Source organism: Herbaspirillum sp. 1130 (assembly GCF_017833835.1).
GTDB classification, from domain to species: Bacteria; Pseudomonadota; Gammaproteobacteria; order Burkholderiales; family Burkholderiaceae_D; genus Herbaspirillum; species Herbaspirillum huttiense.
Genome location: NZ_JAFICQ010000001.1, coordinates 196,536 through 215,949 on the forward strand (window position 1 = coordinate 196,536; position 19,414 = coordinate 215,949).

Here is a 19,414-nt window from a genome sequence, read left to right on the forward strand (position 1 = left end):
CGCTTCAACTGCTCTTGGCCAAGCTGGCCAATTGCTGGGTCAGGTAGCTTTGCGTGGACTGCATGCTGGCCAGCGTGACGTTGAGGCGGTTGAACTGATTGGTGTAGTCGTCCTTCAGATTCGACAGGCGGGTCTGCACCGTGGTCTGGCGATCCTGATTGATCTTCAGGCTGGCCTGCAGGCCATTCGTCTTGGAGGCGATGATGCCGCTGTCACTCAACAGACTGGTCATCAAGGTCTGCAACTTGGTGACGATACCATTTTTGGACGACGTAGTGTTGGTCGTATCAGGATCGGTGCCAGTGAAGAGATTGGCAATGCCGGCGAAATTGTTGGTAGCCGCCGTGGCCAGCTTGGTGGAGTCCAGCGCCAGGGTGCCATCCTTCTGGAAGCTGATGCCGATGTCGGACAGGCTGCTGATTCCATTGCCGCCGTCCACTGTGGCGAACAGGGTATTGCGCAGCTGGTTCATGATGGTCTGCACCGACGACTCGCTGGCCAGCGGAGCCGAGTTGTTGGCCTGGCCCAGGGTGGTGGAGGGCGTCTGCGCAGTCATCCCGGCCACTGCCTTGGCCAGCGTGTTGTAGGCCGTCACGAAGCTGTTGGCGGCGGTGGTGATGCCGGAGGTGTCGTTGCTGATGTTCAGGGTGAAGTTGTCAGAAGAGGTGGTGACCTTGGCCAGATTGAGCGTCACGCCGGAGATCGCGTTCTCGACCTTGTTGCTGGTGCTGGTCACCGCCACGCCATCGATGGACAGCTTGGCGTCCTGCGCCTTGAGCAACTGGCCCATGCCGCTCATGGTCAGGCCCGAATAATCGCCGCTGCCGGTCAGCGAGACTGCCGCCGTCGCACTGCTGCCGGTCGGAGTCAGTACCAGGTGGTTGTTGGTGCCGTCGTTGCTGATGGAGGCGGTCACGCCTGCGCTGGCGCTGTTGATGGCACTCATGACCTGGTTCAGGTCAATGTTGCCGCTGCCATTGGCGGTCGGGTTGATGGCCACCGTGGTGTCGCCTACCTTCAGGCTCAGCGTGCCGGAGCTGTAAGTCTGGCTGGTGCTGACGTTGGGCGAGATCACGGTCCCGCTGGGATCGGCGCTGAAGACGGAATAATTGCCGGTGCCGGTGATCTTGATGGTATTGGCCGCGCCGCTGTCCTTGGCAGTAATCACCAGGTGGTCGTTGGTGCCGTCGCTGACGATGGTGGCGTTCACGCCGGCATCGCTGCTGTTGATGGCATCGCGCACGCCAGCCAGGGTGTTGGTGGCAGGCTTGATGATGGTGGTGGAGCCGGTGCCGGTCTTGATGGCCAGAATGCCGTTGTCAAAGGTCGTGCCCGGCGTGATGCTGGCCGAACTCAGCTTGGCCGTTTGCGCCAGTTGCGACACGGCCACCGAATAGGTGCCGGAAGCGGCTTTGGTGGCGTCGCGCGGGGCCTGGATCTGCGTCATGGTGCTCGGTGTCGAGCTCGACGGATCATAGGCAAATGCGGACAGGCTGTTGTTGGCCGTGACCTTGATGGTGTTGGCAGTGCCGCCGGTGGCCGATTCCAGGACCAGGTGGTCGCCACTGCCATCGGTGGTGATGGAGGCGGTGACGCCTGCCTTGGAGGCATTGATCGCATCACGTACGCCAGCCAGGGTCGAGTTGGCTTGCAGGGTGATGAAGGTGGGCGAATTGGTGCCGATCTTGATGGCGATCGAATCGCCGGCGTTGTAGGTCGTGCCGCTGCTTACGCCGGCCGACTGCAGTTTCTGCGCCAGGATCTTGGTCGAATCGTCGCTGTTGACATCGGCGGTGAACGGGTCGGTGGTCAGCGTGGTGCCGGTGCCGGCGTTGCTTACCGAACTCTTCTGCGAGCTGAAGCTGGCCGAGGTCAGCGACTTGATGGCCGACTGATAGCTCGACAAGGCGCTCTTGAGGCTGCCATAGGCGGAAATGAGGGTGTTGTAGCTGCTCGCCTGGGTGGTCAGCGGCGTCAGCTGTGTCTGGCTTTCGGCCGAGATCAGTTGACTGACCAGTGTGGAAACATCGAGCGGGCCTGCCGATGTGGAAATGGTGCCGGTGGAAGTCGCCACGGTTCAACTCCTGAAACTTTGCGTGAGGCACAGCGCTGTGCGGTTGTCCAGCGCGGTCAAGAGGAGATGGGCTCTCAAGTACGGCGTCGGGTAGGGCAGAGAGGGACGCTGTGCGGAATAACTATCTGAATCCGTTATGAACTGGGGTAGCCGATTCCGTCATGCGCAATGAACGGGCATTGACGCATGCGGTTGTTCAGCCACTGCAGTTCGTACCAGACTCGAGGGGATACTCAAGCCTTTTCCTTGATCAGCAGGCCTTGCATCTTGTCGATCGATTTGGCGATGGCAATCGCTTCTTCGCTGGGAATCTGGCGAATCACGGTGTCAGTAGCCGTATCGACAACCTTGATGATGGTCTTGCCGGTGTCCTGGTCTTTCGAGAAATTCAGTGCGGCAGCATTGGCGGCTGCAAAGTCGTTCAACTTGCCAACGGCATCGTTGACTTCACTTTCGGTTGCGCGGCGTGCTTCCGGAGTGGCCGCCGGTGCGACCGTCGATACCACGGGATCGGGCTTTTCGGTCGTCTTCGGTGCTGCATAGGCAGTACCGGAGTCACCAGCAGCAGTGATATTAAGTGGGGCAATCGACATGGTACTACTCCCTTCCTTAAAGGAACGTGCGGAGAATAAGGTCTATCCCCCGCACGTCATCCTACCTAGCTATCTGGCTTATTTCAACAGCGAGAGAACCTGCTGCGGTGCCGAGTTGGCCTGCGACAGCATCGCGGTACCAGCTTGCTGCAGGATCTGCGCACGGGTCAGGTTCGCGGTTTCCTGCGCGTAGTCGGTATCCATGATACGGCTGCGCGACGCGGTGATGTTTTCGCTCGACACTTGCAGGTTGCTGATGACCGCGCTGAAGCGGTTCTGCACTGCACCGAATTCTGCACGCTTGGAGGAGATCAGGCTGATGGCCTTGTCCAGGTTCTGGATGGCCTTCTGAGCGTCGCTCTGAGCGGACGGGGCGGCAACTGCCTGATCCAGCGACAGCTTGGCGCTGTCAACGGCAGCTTGCAGGGTCACGGCCGACGAAGCCAGTGCCGAGGAGGACAGGGACGAACCGGTAGCGAACAGGTTGTCCAGGGCAGCCTTGGCCGAGGTGTAGGTCGCTTGCGCGGTGCTCACGCCGGAGGTGTCGCCCAGACCGATCAGGCCCTTGGCGCTGGTGCCGATGACGGTAGCGATGGTGGAGTTGTTCGACAGGTCATCCAGGGTGATGGTGATCTGGTCGTTCAGCTTGTTGTCTTGCACGTTGGCGCCGACCTGGAACGACAGGGTCAGGGAAGCCGACACGTTCGAAGCGTTCGAGCCGGTACCGGCCGATGCGCCTTGACCAACACCGGTGAACAGGTTCTGGCCGTTGAAGCTGGTGCCGTTCAGAACACGGAACACTTCCTGCGACAGCTGGGTGTATTCGTCGTTCAGGGTCTTGCGGTCTTGTGCGCTGTTGGTGCCGTTGGCTGCTTGCACAGCCAGTTCACGCATACGCTGCAGGTTGTCGCCGACGGTCGACAGAGCGCCTTCAGCGGTTTGCGCCATCGAGATACCGTCGTTGGCGTTACGTTGTGCAACTGCCAGGCCCTTGACCTGGGAGTTCATGCGGTCGGCGATGGCCAGGCCGGCGGCGTCGTCCTTGGCGCTGTTGACGCGCAGGCCGGACGACAGACGTTGGATCGAGGTATTGAGCGACGACTGCGAGGAATTCAGGTTCCGTTGCGTATTGAGCGACGGAATATTGGTATTAATGACTGCTGCCATGTTAATTCTCCTAAGATTTGAGACCGATGATCCGAGTTTCAGTGCCTAACGTTGGTCTTCTACCCATGAGCCCCAGGCGTTTCAACCTCTGTTGATTGCTTTATCGGGCAGTCTTGGAAAAAGTTTAGGGCTTTTGCAAAAAATCTTTTTCAAGGCTTTCCGAACTAAAACTGCGTGCTTTGAAACTCCAAGCAAATCCTTTTTCGACGGCAATTCCAAAAACTTTAGGAAAATTGCTGTTGCGGCCAAGAAAAATGTTCCGAAAAGCAAAAACCGCCCGGGAAGGGCGGTTTCCTGCAATGGCTGGGCGCTCCTAGCCAGCTCAGCCTTGGGCTTTCTTATGTTGCAGCAGCGTTAATTCTTCGCCAACCTTTTTCAGGACCGAGTCCCAATCGCTGACTGCCGGCTGGCGGAACAGGCGCATGCCGGGATACCACGGGGAATCATCGCGGTCGTTGAGCCACCGCCAGTCGGGTACATGCGGCAGCAGTACCCAGGTGGGGTGGCCTAGTGCTCCGGCCAGATGGGCCACCGAAGTATCCACGCAGATAACCAGGTCAAGATTGCTGATGGCGGCAGCGGTATCGGCGAAGTCCTGGCACTCATTGCCCAGGTCAAAGACGGGCCAATCGGCTGGCAACTCCTTCAGGCCGTCGGCAGGCTTGCCTTTTTGCAATGAGTAGAATTCCATCTTGGGGACTTCAAACAATTGCTTGAATTTGTCCAGTGGAATCGAACGATGGCGGTCATTGCCATGCTCCGGATTGCCGCCCCAGACGATGCCGACGCGCAGATTGTCCGCTGATCGTGTCAAGGTGGAAATCTTCTGCTTCCAGTGCGCCGCCAGCGACGCATCGGCAGACAGATAGCCTTCCGCATAGCGCGGGATATCCTCGACGCTATGGGTGCGCAGGGCATAGGGCAGGCTCATGAGCACATAGGCGCAGTCGCAGGGTGGCAGGGGATCGCTTTCGCGCACCAGTGTCACTGCTGGTGTGAAGGATTGGAACAGGCGGTACAGAGGATTCTTCACATGCAGCGCCACGCTGGCACCTTGCTCCATGAGCAAGCGGGCATAGCGCAGGAACTGGATGCTGTCGCCAAAGCCTTGCTCGTGCATCAGCAGGATGCGCTTGCCCGCCAGCGAGGACTTGCCATCCCATTTCGGAATGACCTCGAACAGCTTGTGGATCAGGCGGTAGACGTGGGCGCGTTCCTTGGTGGTGAGGCGGCTCTCGTGGCACTCCCAGCCTTCCTCGAACTGTCCGCGCAGCAACAGGGTCAGTGCCAGGTTGTGCTTGGCGGTCGGGTAATTCGGCCGCAGCGCCAATGCCGTGCGGAAATTGCCAAGCGCATCGTCATAATCGCCATGATCGTGCTGGATCGCGCCGATGTTGTTGTAGGTGAGGGCGTGCTTGGGGTCCAGCGCCAAGGCCTGCTTGAACATGCGCATGGCATCGTCGAAGCGGTCGCCCGTGTTGAAGTAGCTTGAACCGAGCTTGACGTAGCCATTCGGATCCTTGGGTGCGATCTCGATGACGCGCAGCAGGTGTTCGTGGGCTTCTTCGATCTTGTTGATTTTCAGATAACTATCGGCGATCTTGTTGTGGGCGTAGGTGTCCTGGGGATCGAGCAGGATGGCGGTCTTGTGGGACTCTACGGCCTCCTTGTACATCTCCATGGCATGAAAGGCTTCGCCCAGGGCGGTGTGGGAGGGAGCGAAATTGATCTGGTATTCGAGCGACTTCAGAATCGTGGCGACCGCCTCGTCAAAGCGCCGTGCGTCGATCAGGGCGCGGCCCAGGTGCGACAGCGGGCCCGGTGCGTTGGGTTCACGCCGGGCCGCATCCTCGAAGTATTTGATCGAGGCTTCCGGATCGTTCTTTTCGTGCAGGGCATTGGCCAGGCCGATGCGTGCCGCCCGGTTTTCCTTGTCGATGGCGATGGCGCGCTCGTAGATGGCGATGGACTCGTCGATGCGATCCTGGCTCAGCACCGTACCGGCCAGGTTGCTGAGGTATTCGGCGTTGTTCGGATCGGCCTCGATGGCCTTGCGCAGGTATTGCTCGGCTTGCGCGAACTGGCCTTCCTGCATGGCGATCAGTCCGCGTGCGTGGTTGGCAAACACCAGATTGGGGGCGCGGGCCAATACGGCTGTACAGATCGCCTTGGCTTCCTCGGTCTTGCGATTGTCGAGCAGGTCCAGACATTTGCGAACGTCCAGCAGATCCTGCAGGTTGGACTTGGCGGCCGCTGGGGCCGGAATATGTTTGCCGTGCTTGTTGCTGCTCTTGCGCGTCGACATCGAAAAGGGTCCTCTTGGTTGGGCGCATCCATTGCGCCGGGCATAGCTGTCCAGCAAGGATGATATGCGTAACCGGTCACAGGTGAAGAGCTAAATAGAAAGCAAAAAACCTCCGTTTTAAGCGGAGGTTCATGCATAAACAAGCGATCAGTCGCCGCTGGCAGCGTCTTTCCGGCGGTCGGGCCTGCGCGCCGCTCCGAATTCAGTTCCAGCTGCGCAGCAATCCCACGGCCAGTCCTTCGAGTGCAAACTGGTCGTCTTCCGGCTTGACGATGATGGGCTCGAATTCCGGATTCTCGGGGAACAGGGTGATGACGCTGCCGCTCTTCTGGTAGCGCTTGACCGTGACCTCGTCAGCCAGGCGGGCCACCACGATCTGGCCATTGCGCGCCTGGTCGGCGCGCCGCACGGCCAGCAGGTCGCCGTCCAGGATGCCGGCGTCGCGCATGGACATGCCGCGCACCTTGAGCAGGTAGTCGGGCTTGGCCCGGAACATGGCCGGGTCGACCTGGTAAGTCTTTTCCACGTGTTCCTGGGCCAGGATGGGGGAGCCCGCCGCCACGCGCCCGATCAGCGGCAGGCTCAGCTGCATCAGGGCGGGATGGGGCAGGGCCATCTGGCGTGCAGTGCTGATGCCTGTGGTACCTGATTCGCGCAAGCGGATGCCGCGCGAGGTGCCGGGGGAAATCTCGATGGCGCCCTTGCGGGCCAGGGCCTGCAGATGCTCTTCGGCGGCGTTGGCGGAACGGAAGCCCAACTCGGCAGCGATCTCTGCACGCGTGGGAGGGAAGCCGGTGTTCTCGATGGCGTTCTTGATCAGGTTCAGGATCTGTTCCTGGCGCGCAGTCAGTTTGAGCATGAGGGTGGCCTTTCTCGGAGGGAAGGCTGTCTGGATGAACAGTCTGTATTTTTATACAGGTGCAATCCTTGTGTCAACGGCAACATGCATATTCCGGGGCGGAAAAGGCAAGCTTTCTCATTTATATAGAGCGCGCCGCAACTGAAGAATCTGGTTCTGAGCCGCTGGCGGCGATGTGCAGGGTCCGCGTTGTGGCCCTGCGGCCGCAGTGGCGTGACGCTGGCATTGCTGTCAGGACGGAAACCTAGTATGATCTCGGGTTTTCCTCTTCCCACACCCGTCTTGACGCCGGGGTGGGCGTCTTCAATAAGTCCATAAGGAGTCTACATGCGTCATTATGAAATCGTATTTATCGTCCACCCGGACCAAAGCGAGCAAGTGCCGGCGATGATCGAGCGTTACAAGGGCATCGTCACCACCCGCGGCGGCAAGGTCCACCGTGTCGAAGATTGGGGCCGTCGCCAACTGGCTTACCAGATCCAGAAGCTGGCCAAGGCTCACTACGTCTGCCTGAACATCGAAGTCGACAGCGAAACGCTGGCTGAAATCGAAACCGGCTTCAAGTTCAACGACGCCGTCCTGCGCCACCTGACCGTCAAGATGAAGAAGGCCGAAACCGGTCCTTCCCCCATCCTGAAGGCAGTGCAGAAGGAAGACGCGGCCAAGAGCCGTACCGAAGCTCCGGCAGCTTAAGCGCTGCGAACATCGCGGAGAGTGAACCAGTTTCAAGTCATCGCCAGCCTGGCAGAACGTGATGTCCTACGTTATACGCCGGCCGGTATCCCGATTGTCACTGCCAGGTTGCAGCATCAGTCGGAGCAGACGGAGGCTGGCATGAAGCGTCAGGTCGAATTCGAGATCGCGGCGCTGGCAGCGGGGGAAATCTCCGGTGCGCTCAACAGGGCGGCACTGGGTGAAGTCTTCCGGTTCACCGGCTTTTTGGCCCGCAGGAATCGCAACAGCAAGAGCGTCGTGTTTCATATCGTTGATTTTGGCCCGGTCGCGCCGGATTGAGCGGCGCAAGGTAGCCAAACAGACCTTACCCAATTTTTAGATACAGGAGCCAACCATGGCATTCGGTAAAAAGTTCGATAAAAGCAAGCTGAAAAACAAGCGCCAACAGCAAAACCCGCTGTTCAAGCGCAAGAAATTCTGCCGTTTCACCGCCGCTGGCGTTGAACAGGTCGATTACAAGGACGTGGACACCCTGAAGGACTTCGTCCAGGAAAACGGCAAGATCATGCCGGCACGCCTGACCGGTACCAAGGCCCACTACCAGCGTCAAGTTGACACCGCCATCAAGCGCGCGCGTTACCTGGCTCTGCTGCCGTACACCGATCTGCACAACGCCTAATCAGCGTCGAGAAATAGGAGAAAAACATGCAAGTCATTCTGTTGGAAAAAATCGTGAATCTCGGCGGTCTGGGTGATGTCGTGCGCGTCAAGGACGGTTTCGCACGCAACTTCCTGATCCCCCAACGCAAGGCCCGCCGCGCTACCGATGCAGCCATCGCTGAATTCGAAGCCAAGCGCGCTGACCTGGAAAAGGCTGCCGCCGAGAAGCTGGCCGCTGCCCAAGCCCAAGGCGAAAAGCTGGCTGGCGCTACCGTGGAAGTGTCGCAGAAGGCCGGCGTTGACGGCCGTCTGTTCGGTTCCGTGACCAACTTCGACATCGCTGAAGCCCTGGGCAAGAAGGGTTTTGCTGTCGAGAAGTCGCAAGTGCGCCTGCCCAACGGCCCGCTGAAGACCGTTGGCGAACACCCCGTGTCGGTGGCTCTGCACACCGACGTGGTGGTCGATGTCACCATCGCAGTCAAGGGCGAGCAAGCGTAATACGCCTGTTTGCTGCAATTCGTTTTGCAATAGAAAAGCCGGGTTCGCCTGGCTTTTTTATTGTCAGTTGTACCAAGACACGCCGCCACTGGTCATCGTCATGGCGCGGCTTGTCAATGGCTTCATATTGCATTCGTTCGCATGAAGCATCTGGCCGTGCAAAAACGTTCGGCCGGACCTACGGCTTCACATCAGCAGGTTATAATGCGCGCCATGAAAGAATCGTCCCGCGGCAATCCAGAATTTTTCCGTGGCCAGAGAGAGTCATCCGATCCCCAGATCGATGCGCTCCGCGTGCCGCCCCACTCCATCGAGGCCGAGCAATCGGTGCTGGGCGGCCTGCTGCTGGACAACGCAGCCTGGGACCGTATCGCCGACTTCGTCAGCGCTGAAGACTTTTACCGCTACGATCACCGCATCATCTTCGAGCACATCGTCAAGCTCATCAACAGTACCAAGCCGGCCGACGTCATTACCGTCTATGAAGCCATGTCCACCAGCGGCAAGGCCGAAGAGGTGGGCGGGCTGGTTTATCTGAATGCACTGGCGCAAAACACGCCTTCTGCGGCCAACATCCGCCGCTATGCCGAGATCGTCCGTGATCGCGGCATTCTGCGCAAGCTCATCACCGTGGCCGACGAGATTTCCGGCAATGCCTTCAATCCGCAGGGCAAGGATGTGAAGTCCATGCTGGACGAGGCCGAATCCAAGATCTTCGCCATCGCCGAAGAAGGGTCGCGCGGCTCTCAGGGCTTCATGGAAATCCAGCCGCTGCTCACGCAAGTGGTCGAGCGCATCGACGAACTTTACAATCGCGACAATACCAGCGACATCACCGGCGTTCCGACCGGTTTCATGGATCTGGACAAGATGACCTCCGGCCTGCAGCCGGGCGACCTGATCATCGTCGCTGGCCGTCCTTCCATGGGTAAAACCGCTTTCTCGATCAACATCGGCGAACATGTCGCCATCGAGTCGGGCCTGCCGGTAGCCGTGTTCTCCATGGAAATGGGTGGCGCGCAGCTGGCCATGCGTATGCTGGGTTCAGTCGGACGCCTGGACCAGCACCGCCTGCGTACCGGCCGCCTGCTGGACGAAGACTGGCCGCGCCTGACGCACGCCATCCAGAAGATGAACGATGCGCAGTTCTACATCGACGAAACGCCGGCGCTGTCGCCCATCGAATTGCGCGCACGTTCGCGCCGCCTGGCGCGCCAATGCGGCAAGCTGGGCCTGATCATCATCGACTACCTGCAGCTGATGTCGGGCAACGGTGGCAGCTCTTCTGAAAACCGCGCCTCCGAAATCTCGGAAATCTCGCGTAGCCTGAAGGGCCTGGCCAAGGAACTCAACTGCCCGGTGATCGCGCTGTCGCAGCTGAACCGCTCGCTGGAACAACGTCCCAACAAGCGTCCCGTGATGTCCGACTTGCGCGAATCAGGCGCTATCGAACAGGATGCTGACGTTATTTTGTTCATTTACCGTGATGAAGTTTACAATCCGGACTCGCCCGACAAGGGCACGGCGGAAATCATCATCGGCAAGCAGCGTAATGGCCCCATCGGCAGCATTCGTCTGTCCTTCCTGGGGATGTATACCAAGTACGACAACTATATCGGCAATCTGGCGCAGCCTTACGGCGGCGACTGATGCCATCGGCGGCGCGCCACCAGGGCGTGTCGCTGCACAAGGATCACGGGCGGCGTCGGGCCGCCCGTGTCATGCAAGGCGAACGGCCCCCAAGGCCGTTCGTGCAGGACCGGCAGGGCGGGGTACCGGCTTCCAAGGGGGTAGCCGCAGGCCGGTTCGAAACGGCGCTTTACATGAGCGCTAACCATTGATGAGAGAGAAAAATGTTTGGACGATTGATGCCGACTGAAGGCAAATTCTTTGACCTTTTCAATCAGCATGCAGAGCTGGCGGTCAAGTGCGCGAAAGAAATGGTGGCGCTGATGACCAATTTCGACGACCTTGAAATTCGCGTGCACGCCATTGAAGCCGTCGAGAAGGAAGCCGACAAGGTCACGCACAATGCCATCGAACTGCTGCACAAGACCTTCATCACGCCGCTGGACCGCGATGACATCCACCAGCTGATCACCCGCATGGATGACATCCTGGACCTGCTCGAAGATGCGGCCCAGACCATCTCGCTCTACGACATCAAGGCCATCACGCCGGAAGCCAAACGCCTGGCCGAGCTGTGCCTGTCCTGTGCGGAGAAGGTGCAAGCCGCCGTGGGCCTGCTGTCGAACATGGACAACTCGCGCCAGATCCTGTCGATCTGCCAGGAAATCGACCGCCTGGAATCCGACGCCGACCACGTCATGCGTGCGGCCATGTCCAAGCTGTTCCGCGATGAACCGGACGTGCGCACCCTGATCAAGCTCAAGGCCATCTACGAAATCCTGGAAACCGTCACCGATCGCTGCGAAGACGTGGCCAACATCATCGAAGGCATCATCGTCGAAAACGCCTGATCTCGCGGCGTAGCGGCGATTCCCTCGATTTCCGACGGGGACGCCGCTGGTTTCACACAACGGTTTCCCCCATGCAAACAATCCAAATCAGCTTACATATTCTCGCGTTGTTGATCGTCCTGGCGCTGCTGTTCGACTTCATGAATGGTTTCCACGACGCCGCCAACGCGATCGCCACCGTGGTCTCCACGGGCGTGCTGCGTCCGCAGACCGCCGTGGCCATGGCCGCCTTCTTCAACCTGGCGGCCGTGTTCGTGTTCCATCAACTGCACGTGGCGGCTTCGGTGGGCAAGGGCACCATCGAACCGGCCATTGTTGACCAGTACGTCATCTTCGGTGCCCTGATCGGGGCCATCTTCTGGAACCTGGTGACCTGGTATTACGGCATCCCGTCCTCGTCCTCGCATGCTCTGATCGGCGGCCTGGTCGGCGCGGCCGTGGCCAAGGCCGGCACCGGCGCGCTGATCTCGGCGGGCCTGCTGAAGACGATTCTCTTCATCGTGCTCTCGCCCGTGCTGGGCTTGGTCTTTGGCTCCCTGATGATGCTCGTGGTCTCGTGGATCTTCTTCCGCTCCACGCCACGCAAGATCGATGGCTGGTTCCGCCGTCTTCAGCTGCTGTCGGCCTCCATGTACAGTCTGGGCCACGGCGGCAATGACGCGCAGAAGACCATCGGCATCATCTGGATGCTGCTGATCGCTTCGGGCTATTCCTCCCCGGATGCGCCGCCGATGTGGGTCATCATTTCCTGCTACTGCGCCATCAGCCTCGGTACGCTCTTCGGTGGCTGGCGCATCGTCAAGACCATGGGCCAGAAGATCACCAAGTTGAAGCCCGTCGGCGGTTTCTGCGCCGAAACCGGCGGTGCGATCACCTTGTTCATCGCCACCGCCCTGGGCATTCCGGTCTCGACTACCCACACCATCACCGGTGCCATCGTCGGCGTGGGCGCGGCGCAGAAGATGTCGGCCGTGCGTTGGGGCGTGGCCAGCAACATCGTTTGGGCCTGGATCTTCACCATTCCGGCCTCGGCCTTCGTGGCGGCGATCGCCTGGTGGATTGGCGTGCACGTGCTGTAACAAGCCGTCATTCATGGTCGCTGCCAGCGCGGCGGCCGTCCAAAAGCAAAAAGCCACGTTTTCACGTGGCTTTTTGCTTGGGTGCTGAAGAAAAGTGCTTACAACACGTCGCTGGCGTGATCGGCCAGGCGCGAGCGTTCGCCACGCGCCAGGGTGACATGCCCGCTGTGCGCCCAGCCCTTGAAGCGGTCGACCACATAGGTCAGGCCGCTGGAGCCTTCGGTCAGGTAGGGCGTGTCGATCTGGGCGATGTTGCCCAGACACACGATCTTGGTGCCGGGACCGGCACGGGTGACCAGGGTCTTCATCTGCTTGGGCGTCAGGTTCTGGGCCTCGTCGATGATCAAGAACTTGTTCACGAACGTGCGTCCGCGCATGAAGTTGAGCGACTTGATCTTGATGCGCGAGCGGATCAGGTCCTGGGTCGCGGCACGGCCCCATTCCCCGGCATCGCCATCGGACTTGTTGAGCACTTCGAGGTTGTCATCGAAGGCGCCCATCCAGGGGCCCATCTTCTCTTCTTCCGTGCCCGGCAGGAAACCGATGTCTTCACCGACCGGCACCGTCACGCGGGTGACGATGATTTCGTTGTAGAGCTTGGTCTCCAGCACCTGCGCCAGGCCCGAGGCCAGTGCCAGCAGGGTCTTGCCGGTACCGGCCTGGCCCAGCAGGGTGACGAAATCACACTCCGGGTTCATCAGCAGGTTCAGCGCGAAGTTCTGCTCGCGGTTGCGCGCAGTGATGCCCCAGACGCTGTTCTTGGCGTGGCCGAAGTCGCGCAGGGTCTGCAGCACGGCAGTCTTGCCGTTGATCTGGCTGACCTGGCCGTAGAAGGCCGGTTCACCATTCTTGGGCTCGATGAACACGAACTGGTTGACCAGCAGCGAGGGCACATAGGGGCCGGTGACACGGTAGTAGGTGTAGCTGCTGCCGTGGCGGCTTTCCTGCCAGGACTCCATGCCCTTGCCATGCTTGTTCCAGAAGTCATCCGGCAGCTGCTGGATGCCCGAATACAGCAGGTCGGTATCTTCCAGCACATGGTCGTTGAAGTAATCTTCCGCGGGCAGGCCAATGGCACGCGCCTTGAGGCGCATGTTGATGTCCTTGGAGACCAGCACCACCGGACGTTCCGGATACTGCTGGTCCAGCGCGCGCACCACGCCCAGGATCTGGTTGTCGGCCTTGCCTTCGGGCAGGCCTTCCGGCAGGGCGGCGTTCTGCAGCTTGGTCTGGAAGTACAGGCGGCCCTTGGCATCCTTGTTGCCCAGCTTGGCCAGCGGGATGCCCAGGTCGATCGAATCCTCGGCCACGTCGGACACCAGCGCATCCAGCGAACGCGAGATCTGGCGCGCATTGCGGGCCACCTCGGACATGCCCTTCTTGTGGTTGTCCAGCTCTTCGAGCGTGACCATGGGCAGGTAGATGTCATGCTCCTCGAAGCGGAACAGCGAGGTCGGATCGTGCATCAGCACGTTGGTATCCAGCACGAACAGCTTGGACTTGCCCAGCTTGTCGGCCACGCGGCTGGTGGGCGACTTGGGTCGGGCTTCTGCGCTCTTGGGAGCGGCTTTCGGTTTCTCGGCCACGGCGGCAGTCTTGCCGGTGATGCGCGCGCGGGGCGCGGTGACCTTGGTATCGGAGACGTCGGCAACGGCAACTGCAACTGCTTGGGGTGCAACTACGGGAGCGGAGGTTTCAACGAGAGTGATGTTCGGTTTGACGGGCTTGTTGCGATCGGCCTTGGGATAGTCCTCGGGAGACAGCATCGAAGCTGGTTTGCTCGGCATTTTGGGCAGGGGCATCAGGACCTCGGAAGTGGATGAAGAAAACACCGCTTTGTCAGAGCGAACAGGTGAAGCAATACATCAGACAGCAAAGAGAGGGATCTTGCTGCAAGGCCGGGCATGCCAATGAAATCCTTGCACCTGTGCTGCAACGTAGCAGCCGTTGCCGTACGGAGGGCAGACAGGGAATGAGCGAGGGCTTGATTGGCCGGGACGGCAGGGGTGGCAAAGTAAAAAGTAAAAAAGCCGTTTCGGCAGGCCACGGGCCTTAACCTGAAACGGCTTCCAGCAAACGTTTTTCTGTTTGAATTCAATGGCTTGTATCGTTTGACCGCATGGTTGGAACGCGTCGCAGCTACTTGCCAGGTCTCCGCGCCGCGGCCTGAATCGATCGTTGCCGTCCGGACCCTGCGCGCAGCAGCCGGGTGGGCTATTGCGCTGCAGCAACCGGACCGCCTGTCTCAGGAATCGAACTTCATTCAGGCCAGGGTTTTGATGAAGGCCAGCACCTCATCCACGTGTGCAGGAACCTTCACTCCACGCCATTCTTTCACCACTTTGCCTGCGGCGTCAATCACAAACGTGCTGCGCTCCACGCCACGTACCTGCTTGCCATACATGTTTTTCATCTTCATGACGTCGAACATGGTGCACAGGGTTTCATCGGGGTCGGAGATCAGCTCGAAGGGCATGCCCAGCTTGCCCTTGAAGTTTTCGTGGGACTTCAGGCTGTCGCGGCTGATGCCGAAGATGTCGGTGTTGGCGGCCTGGAATTGCGGATGCAGGTCACGGAACTGCATGCCCTCGGTGGTACAGCCGGGGGTGTTGTCCTTGGGGTAAAAATACAGAACCAGGTTCTTGCCGCGATAGTCGGCCAGGTTGAAGGTCTTGCCACTGGTCATGGCGGCCGAGAAGTCCGGCACGGTCTTGTTCAGGAGGGATGGTCGGTCTGTCAAAGTGGCGCCCCGTAGGTGAAGTCTTGTTGGTGGATGGTTGGCGGGCCGGGGTTCCCGGCCCTGATGAAGCCATGATCAAATCCTGTGCAGCCTTACATGGCCTGCACGATCATCTCGCCCGACCGGCCGGGCAGTTCGCCCCAGGCGATCGGCAGGATGGGCAGGACGTCATGCTTGATGCTCTGGTAGTAGTCGCCCATGGAGACCAGTTCGTAGCCTTGGGCGCGCCAGCCAGTGAGCAATTGTTCGAAAATGGGGCCGAGTTTCTGTCCTTCAAGCTCCGCGTGAAGAGTGAAGACATGGTCACGCGGTTCCTTGGTCAACTGAAGCAAAAATTCAGCAGCATTGCTCGCGTCGATCATCTTGCCGCCGATCTCGCGGCCCAGGATTTCATCCAGCGTGGGCAGGGTGGTGGGCAGTTGCACGCAGGAGAGCGGCTTGCCGAAGGCCGACAGGCGATGCGGGCCGGCATCGGCATCGGCCAGGCGGCCGTTTTCCCGCAGCTGCGAGCGGCCGTCCGAGGAGTAGGCCATGCCGAACTGGTCCAGCTGGACGAAGGCGTGATCGTTCATCTGCCAGCCCGCAGCGCCGTGCGTACGGGGTGCCTCGCCGAAGATCTCGCGATAGCGGGCATGCGACTTGTGCATGGTCTCCACGGTCCACTGAGCGTCGGCAGTGCGAACGTCGTCCTGCCAGACCCGGTGGTCCCAGGTATGGATGCCGCATTCGAAACCCGCGTCCCTGGCTGAGCGCATGAAATCGGCACAGGTCTTGCCGATGTCGGGGGCGGGCAGCAGGGTGCCGTACATCAGCGTTTTGATGCCATAGTGTTCCACCACCGAAGTGCGCGAGACCTTGCTGAAGAAGCCCGGACGGAAGATCTGCTTCAGCGCCCAGCCGGTGTGGTCGGGCCCGAGCGAGAACAGAAAGGTGGCACCGGCACGATGGCGGCGCAGCTGGTTGATCAGGTTGGGGACGCCCACGCGGGTGCCGCGGTAGGTATCGGCGTCGATCTTGAGAGTGAGTTTGGGCAATTCGCTGGACCGGAAAGAGGGTGATCGGCGGTGGTCCGCCATGGTGTTGCTGACTGTCGGGGTAGTGCGCCGGGCGTTGGACTGCGGCGGCTGACGACAAGTTGCGAGACTAGCATCCTGCGCCGGATAGAACAATATGCAGCAGCGCAGCATGCGGGGCAATACGGTGTCACGACGGCGATCTGTTCCGGCGCAAGCCAGACGGAAATGGCCGGAAAAAGCAAAACCGCGCCGAAGCGCGGTTTGCATGAGATCGTCAGTCAGCGGCCAATCAATCCATCAGCGCACGTGCCTGAGCCACCTGGCTGCGGTAGGCATCGAAGATGTTGCGCAGGGTGTCGGCCATGGTGGTCTTGGGGGCCCAGTTCAGCTCGTCACAGGTGTTGGTGATTTTGGGCACGCGGTTCTGCACGTCCTGATAACCCTTGCCGTAGTAGGCGGCGGAGGTGGTCTCGACCAGCTTGACCTGCTTGGCGGTCTCGGCGTATTCCGGGTACTCGGCGGCCAGCTTGAGCATCATGTCGGCCAGGTCCTTGATGGAATAATTGTTCACCGGATTGCCGATGTTGTAGATCTTGCCGGAGGCCACGCCGCCTTCGTTGGCGATGATCTTCATCAGGGCGTCAATGCCGTCATCGATGTAGGTGAAGGCGCGCTTCTGCTGGCCGCCGTCGACCAGGGAGATGTTCTCGCCACGGACGATGTGGCCGAAGAACTGGGTCACCACGCGCGACGAACCTTCCTTCGGGGTGTGGATCGAGTCCAGGCCGGCACCGATCCAGTTGAACGGACGGAACAGGGTGAAGTTCAGGCCGGCTTCCATGCCGTAGCCCCAGATCACGCGGTCCATCAGCTGCTTGGCGCAGGAGTAGATCCAGCGCGGCTTGTTGATCGGGCCGCAGATCAGTTCGGATTCTTCCGGATCGAATTCCTCGTCATGGCACATGCCATAGACTTCCGAGGTCGAGGGGAAGACCAGGTGCTTCTTGTACTTGGCGGCCGAACGCACGATCGGCAGGTTGGCTTCGAAGTCCAGCTCGAACACGCGCAGCGGGGCGTTCACGTAGGTCGACGGGGTCGCGATGGCCACCAGCGGCAGGATCACGTCACACTTCTTGACGTGGTATTCCACCCATTCCTGGTTGATCGTGATGTCGCCCTCGAAGAAGTGCATGCGCGACTTGTAGGCCTCGTTTTCCAGAATGTCGGTGATGCGGTCGGTCATCATGTCCATGCCATAGACGTGCCAGTCCGTGGTTTCCAGAATGCGCTTGGACAGGTGGTGGCCGATGAAGCCGTTGACGCCGAGAATGAGGACTTTTTTCATAATGTAGAGAGCTAGTGAATGGCCGGACTTCAGGAGGCCATGTATTTCAGGTAATTGTTGAGTGAAGCATCCTGATCATTGATCAGGATGCCCAGGATCTGGAGGAAGTTGCCATCGCCACAACGTGCGTACAACTTGCCGCCTTCGAAGAACTTGTCTTGCGTACCGTGGGCCCGCTGCAGCGCAGGATGGGCCGCCGGCGGAACCAGCCGGGTTCTCGTGACCGTAATTTTATCACCCGCGATTTCCTCGAAGGCACCCGGATAGGGCGGGGCCACCGCGCGCACCAGATTATGGACCTCGCCGGCGGTACGCCGCCAGTCGATACGGCCATCTTCCGGCTTGCGGCCACTGAAGTAGCTGCCTTGCGAGAGGTCATTGGGCAGGTTGGGCGTATTGCCCGCCAGCATGGCCGGCAATACGTTCCAGAGCGTCATTTCTGCCGCCACGACCACCTTGCCAAAGACTTCATGCGCGGTATCGTCCGGCAGAATCGGTACGGCAGTCTGCGCCACGATGGCACCGGCGTCGGGCTTGACCGTCATCTCATGCAGGGTGGCGCCGGTTTCGCTCTCGCCATGCAGCACCGCCCAGTTGATGGGGACGCGGCCACGATACTTGGGCAGCAGCGAGCCGTGCATGTTGTAGGCACCGCGCCTGGCGCAGGCCAGCACTTCCACCGGCAGCATATGACGGTAGTAGAAACTGAAGAGGAAGTCCGGCTGCAGCGCTTGCAACTGCGCCAGCAGCTGCGGCGAGCGCGGGTCAGCGGGGGTGATGCAGGCAATGCCATGTTCGCGGCACAGGCTGGCCACGGAACCGAACCAGATATTCTCGGTAGCGCTGTCCTCGTGGGTCACCACCAGCGACACCTGCACGCCACGCGCGAGCAAGACCTTCAGGCAGCGGACGCCCACATCATGGTAGGCAAAGACGACGGCATTCATAGGGCTTGCTTGTCTTCTGAAGAGGATTGCTCAAGGATGGCCTGCACCACGTAGCGCGGGCGCGAGCGCACCTGCATGTAGATGCGGCCGATGTATTCGCCCAGCAGGCCGATGGAGAACAGGATCACGCCCATCAGGAAGAAGGTGATGGCGAACAGCGTGAAGACGCCGCCGACTTCCGCACCGATCAGCATGCGGCGCAGCACGATCAGGATGAACAGCGCCGCCGACGCGAACGACAGCCCGATACCCAGCAGCGAAAAGAATTGCAGCGGCACCAGCGAGAAGCCGGTGACCAGATCGAAGTTCAGGCGGATCAGGCTGTAGAAGGAATACTTCGATTCGCCGGCCGAGCGCTCTTCATGCTCCACCACGATCTCGGTCGGATTGCGCGAGAAGGTGTAGGCCAGGGCCGGCACGAAGGTATTGACCTCGCGGCACTGGTTGACCAGGTCAATGACGTTGCGGCCATAGGCGCGCAGCATGTTGCCCTGGTCGGTCATCTTGATGCGGGTGATCTTCTCGCGCAGGCGGTTCATGGCCTTGGAGGCGTAGGTGCGCCAGGCCGAATCCTGGCGCTTGCGGCGAATCGAGCCGACGTAGTCGTAGCCTTCGCGCATCTTGGCCACCAGGTTGCCGATTTCTTCCGGCGGATTCTGCAGGTCGGCATCCAGCGTCACTACCACTTCGCCACGGGTGGCTTCGAAGCCGGCCATGATGGCCATGTGCTGGCCGTAGTTGCCATTGAACAGCACCACCCGCGTCACGTCCGGGCGCAGGCGGTATTGCTCGGCCAGGATGCCGGCGGAGCGGTCGCGGCTGCCATCGTTGACGAAGATGACTTCATAGCTGTAGCCCAAGGCGTCCAGCGCCGGGTAAAGGCGCTCGAACAATTTGGAGAGCCCGGATTCCTCGTTGTAAACCGGGATGACGACGGACAGTTCTGGTTTCATCAAATATCAAAAAATAAAGGCTG

General features: G+C 60.1%; 18 protein-coding genes. 7 read left to right on the top strand and 11 right to left on the bottom strand.

Going from position 1 to position 19,414, the window contains the following annotated elements:
• Window positions 1-4 precede the first annotated feature (4 nt).
• From fliD to lexA, 5 genes are all read right to left on the bottom strand, one after another.
• Window positions 5-2,074 (bottom strand): flagellar filament capping protein FliD, encoded by a 2,070-nt coding sequence (fliD, locus tag JOD78_RS00975; protein WP_121039769.1) that lies wholly within the window; start codon window positions 2,072-2,074, stop codon window positions 5-7.
• 233 nt (window positions 2,075-2,307) lie between these two features.
• Window positions 2,308-2,667, bottom strand: coding sequence for a flagellar protein FlaG (locus tag JOD78_RS00980; RefSeq protein ID WP_121039773.1), 360 nt, complete (start codon window positions 2,665-2,667; stop codon window positions 2,308-2,310).
• A gap of 78 nt (window positions 2,668-2,745) precedes the next feature.
• On the bottom strand, window positions 2,746-3,834 hold the full coding sequence (locus JOD78_RS00985; RefSeq protein ID WP_121039776.1) for a flagellin: 1,089 nt from the start codon (window positions 3,832-3,834) through the stop codon (window positions 2,746-2,748).
• Between the two features lie 322 nt (window positions 3,835-4,156).
• Window positions 4,157-6,139: a tetratricopeptide repeat protein gene (locus JOD78_RS00990; protein ID WP_121039779.1), complete on the bottom strand. Its 1,983-nt coding sequence runs from the start codon at window positions 6,137-6,139 to the stop codon at window positions 4,157-4,159.
• Window positions 6,140-6,341: 202 nt separating this feature from the next.
• Window positions 6,342-6,998, bottom strand: a complete 657-nt coding sequence (gene lexA / locus JOD78_RS00995; RefSeq protein ID WP_121039782.1) for a transcriptional repressor LexA — start codon at window positions 6,996-6,998, stop codon at window positions 6,342-6,344.
• Window positions 6,999-7,325: 327 nt separating this feature from the next.
• Here lexA and rpsF point away from each other — a divergent pair, with 327 nt between their 5' ends.
• The 7 genes from rpsF to JOD78_RS01030 all read left to right on the top strand — a co-directional run bounded on the left by rpsF (window position 7,326) and on the right by JOD78_RS01030 (window position 12,390).
• The gene (gene rpsF, locus JOD78_RS01000) at window positions 7,326-7,691 is read left to right on the top strand and encodes a 30S ribosomal protein S6 (protein ID WP_006462645.1); all 366 of its coding nucleotides are present in this window, start codon (window positions 7,326-7,328) and stop codon (window positions 7,689-7,691) included.
• Between the two features lie 21 nt (window positions 7,692-7,712).
• Entirely contained in the window at window positions 7,713-8,012 is a 300-nt protein-coding gene (gene priB / locus JOD78_RS01005; RefSeq protein ID WP_121039785.1) for a primosomal replication protein N, read from the top strand.
• Window positions 8,013-8,067: 55 nt separating this feature from the next.
• Window positions 8,068-8,352: a 30S ribosomal protein S18 gene (gene rpsR, locus JOD78_RS01010; RefSeq protein WP_006462643.1), complete on the top strand. Its 285-nt coding sequence runs from the start codon at window positions 8,068-8,070 to the stop codon at window positions 8,350-8,352.
• A 26-nt stretch (window positions 8,353-8,378) separates the two neighbouring features.
• Entirely contained in the window at window positions 8,379-8,831 is a 453-nt protein-coding gene (gene rplI, locus JOD78_RS01015; RefSeq protein WP_121039788.1) for a 50S ribosomal protein L9, read from the top strand.
• 213 nt (window positions 8,832-9,044) lie between these two features.
• On the top strand, window positions 9,045-10,481 hold the full coding sequence (locus JOD78_RS01020) for a replicative DNA helicase (RefSeq protein WP_199725019.1): 1,437 nt from the start codon (window positions 9,045-9,047) through the stop codon (window positions 10,479-10,481).
• 203 nt (window positions 10,482-10,684) lie between these two features.
• Window positions 10,685-11,311: a DUF47 domain-containing protein gene (locus JOD78_RS01025; RefSeq protein WP_034330265.1), complete on the top strand. Its 627-nt coding sequence runs from the start codon at window positions 10,685-10,687 to the stop codon at window positions 11,309-11,311.
• Window positions 11,312-11,382: 71 nt separating this feature from the next.
• Window positions 11,383-12,390 (top strand): inorganic phosphate transporter, encoded by a 1,008-nt coding sequence (locus tag JOD78_RS01030; protein WP_039788418.1) that lies wholly within the window; start codon window positions 11,383-11,385, stop codon window positions 12,388-12,390.
• A 98-nt stretch (window positions 12,391-12,488) separates the two neighbouring features.
• Here the strand turns inward: JOD78_RS01030 and JOD78_RS01035 are convergent, their stop codons facing one another.
• The 6 genes from JOD78_RS01035 to JOD78_RS01060 all read right to left on the bottom strand — a co-directional run bounded on the left by JOD78_RS01035 (window position 12,489) and on the right by JOD78_RS01060 (window position 19,391).
• Window positions 12,489-14,192 (bottom strand): PhoH family protein, encoded by a 1,704-nt coding sequence (locus tag JOD78_RS01035; RefSeq protein ID WP_199725020.1) that lies wholly within the window; start codon window positions 14,190-14,192, stop codon window positions 12,489-12,491.
• Window positions 14,193-14,653: 461 nt separating this feature from the next.
• The gene (locus JOD78_RS01040; RefSeq protein ID WP_084320196.1) at window positions 14,654-15,130 is read right to left on the bottom strand and encodes a peroxiredoxin; all 477 of its coding nucleotides are present in this window, start codon (window positions 15,128-15,130) and stop codon (window positions 14,654-14,656) included.
• 92 nt (window positions 15,131-15,222) lie between these two features.
• Window positions 15,223-16,164 carry a xylanase gene (locus tag JOD78_RS01045; protein WP_121040364.1) on the bottom strand — a complete coding sequence of 314 codons (942 nt, stop codon included), beginning with the start codon at window positions 16,162-16,164 and terminating at the stop codon, window positions 15,223-15,225.
• Between the two features lie 271 nt (window positions 16,165-16,435).
• Window positions 16,436-17,491, bottom strand: coding sequence for a bifunctional UDP-4-keto-pentose/UDP-xylose synthase (locus JOD78_RS01050; protein WP_051057356.1), 1,056 nt, complete (start codon window positions 17,489-17,491; stop codon window positions 16,436-16,438).
• Between the two features lie 29 nt (window positions 17,492-17,520).
• Window positions 17,521-18,438 carry a formyltransferase gene (locus tag JOD78_RS01055; protein WP_121039794.1) on the bottom strand — a complete coding sequence of 306 codons (918 nt, stop codon included), beginning with the start codon at window positions 18,436-18,438 and terminating at the stop codon, window positions 17,521-17,523.
• Window positions 18,435-19,391: a glycosyltransferase gene (locus JOD78_RS01060; protein WP_034330258.1), complete on the bottom strand. Its 957-nt coding sequence runs from the start codon at window positions 19,389-19,391 to the stop codon at window positions 18,435-18,437. The genes JOD78_RS01055 and JOD78_RS01060 overlap by 4 nt, the downstream gene beginning before the upstream one ends.
• Window positions 19,392-19,414 lie beyond the last annotated feature (23 nt).

What these genes read in the sequence shown, in the direction of transcription:
- JOD78_RS00980 (WP_121039773.1), bottom strand. Translation starts at nt 2,667, where the DNA reads ATGTCGATTGCCCCACTTAATATCACTGCTGCTGGTGACTCCGGTACT.
- JOD78_RS00985 (WP_121039776.1), bottom strand. Translation starts at nt 3,834, where the DNA reads ATGGCAGCAGTCATTAATACCAATATTCCGTCGCTCAATACGCAACGG.
- JOD78_RS00990 (WP_121039779.1), bottom strand. Translation starts at nt 6,139, where the DNA reads ATGTCGACGCGCAAGAGCAGCAACAAGCACGGCAAACATATTCCGGCC.
- lexA (WP_121039782.1), bottom strand. Translation starts at nt 6,998, where the DNA reads ATGCTCAAACTGACTGCGCGCCAGGAACAGATCCTGAACCTGATCAAG.
- rpsF (WP_006462645.1), top strand. Translation starts at nt 7,326, where the DNA reads ATGCGTCATTATGAAATCGTATTTATCGTCCACCCGGACCAAAGCGAG.
- rpsR (WP_006462643.1), top strand. Translation starts at nt 8,068, where the DNA reads ATGGCATTCGGTAAAAAGTTCGATAAAAGCAAGCTGAAAAACAAGCGC.
- rplI (WP_121039788.1), top strand. Translation starts at nt 8,379, where the DNA reads ATGCAAGTCATTCTGTTGGAAAAAATCGTGAATCTCGGCGGTCTGGGT.
- JOD78_RS01020 (WP_199725019.1), top strand. Translation starts at nt 9,045, where the DNA reads ATGAAAGAATCGTCCCGCGGCAATCCAGAATTTTTCCGTGGCCAGAGA.
- JOD78_RS01025 (WP_034330265.1), top strand. Translation starts at nt 10,685, where the DNA reads ATGTTTGGACGATTGATGCCGACTGAAGGCAAATTCTTTGACCTTTTC.
- JOD78_RS01030 (WP_039788418.1), top strand. Translation starts at nt 11,383, where the DNA reads ATGCAAACAATCCAAATCAGCTTACATATTCTCGCGTTGTTGATCGTC.
- JOD78_RS01035 (WP_199725020.1), bottom strand. Translation starts at nt 14,192, where the DNA reads ATGCCCCTGCCCAAAATGCCGAGCAAACCAGCTTCGATGCTGTCTCCC.
- JOD78_RS01050 (WP_051057356.1), bottom strand. Translation starts at nt 17,491, where the DNA reads ATGAAAAAAGTCCTCATTCTCGGCGTCAACGGCTTCATCGGCCACCAC.
- JOD78_RS01055 (WP_121039794.1), bottom strand. Translation starts at nt 18,438, where the DNA reads ATGAATGCCGTCGTCTTTGCCTACCATGATGTGGGCGTCCGCTGCCTG.
- JOD78_RS01060 (WP_034330258.1), bottom strand. Translation starts at nt 19,391, where the DNA reads ATGAAACCAGAACTGTCCGTCGTCATCCCGGTTTACAACGAGGAATCC.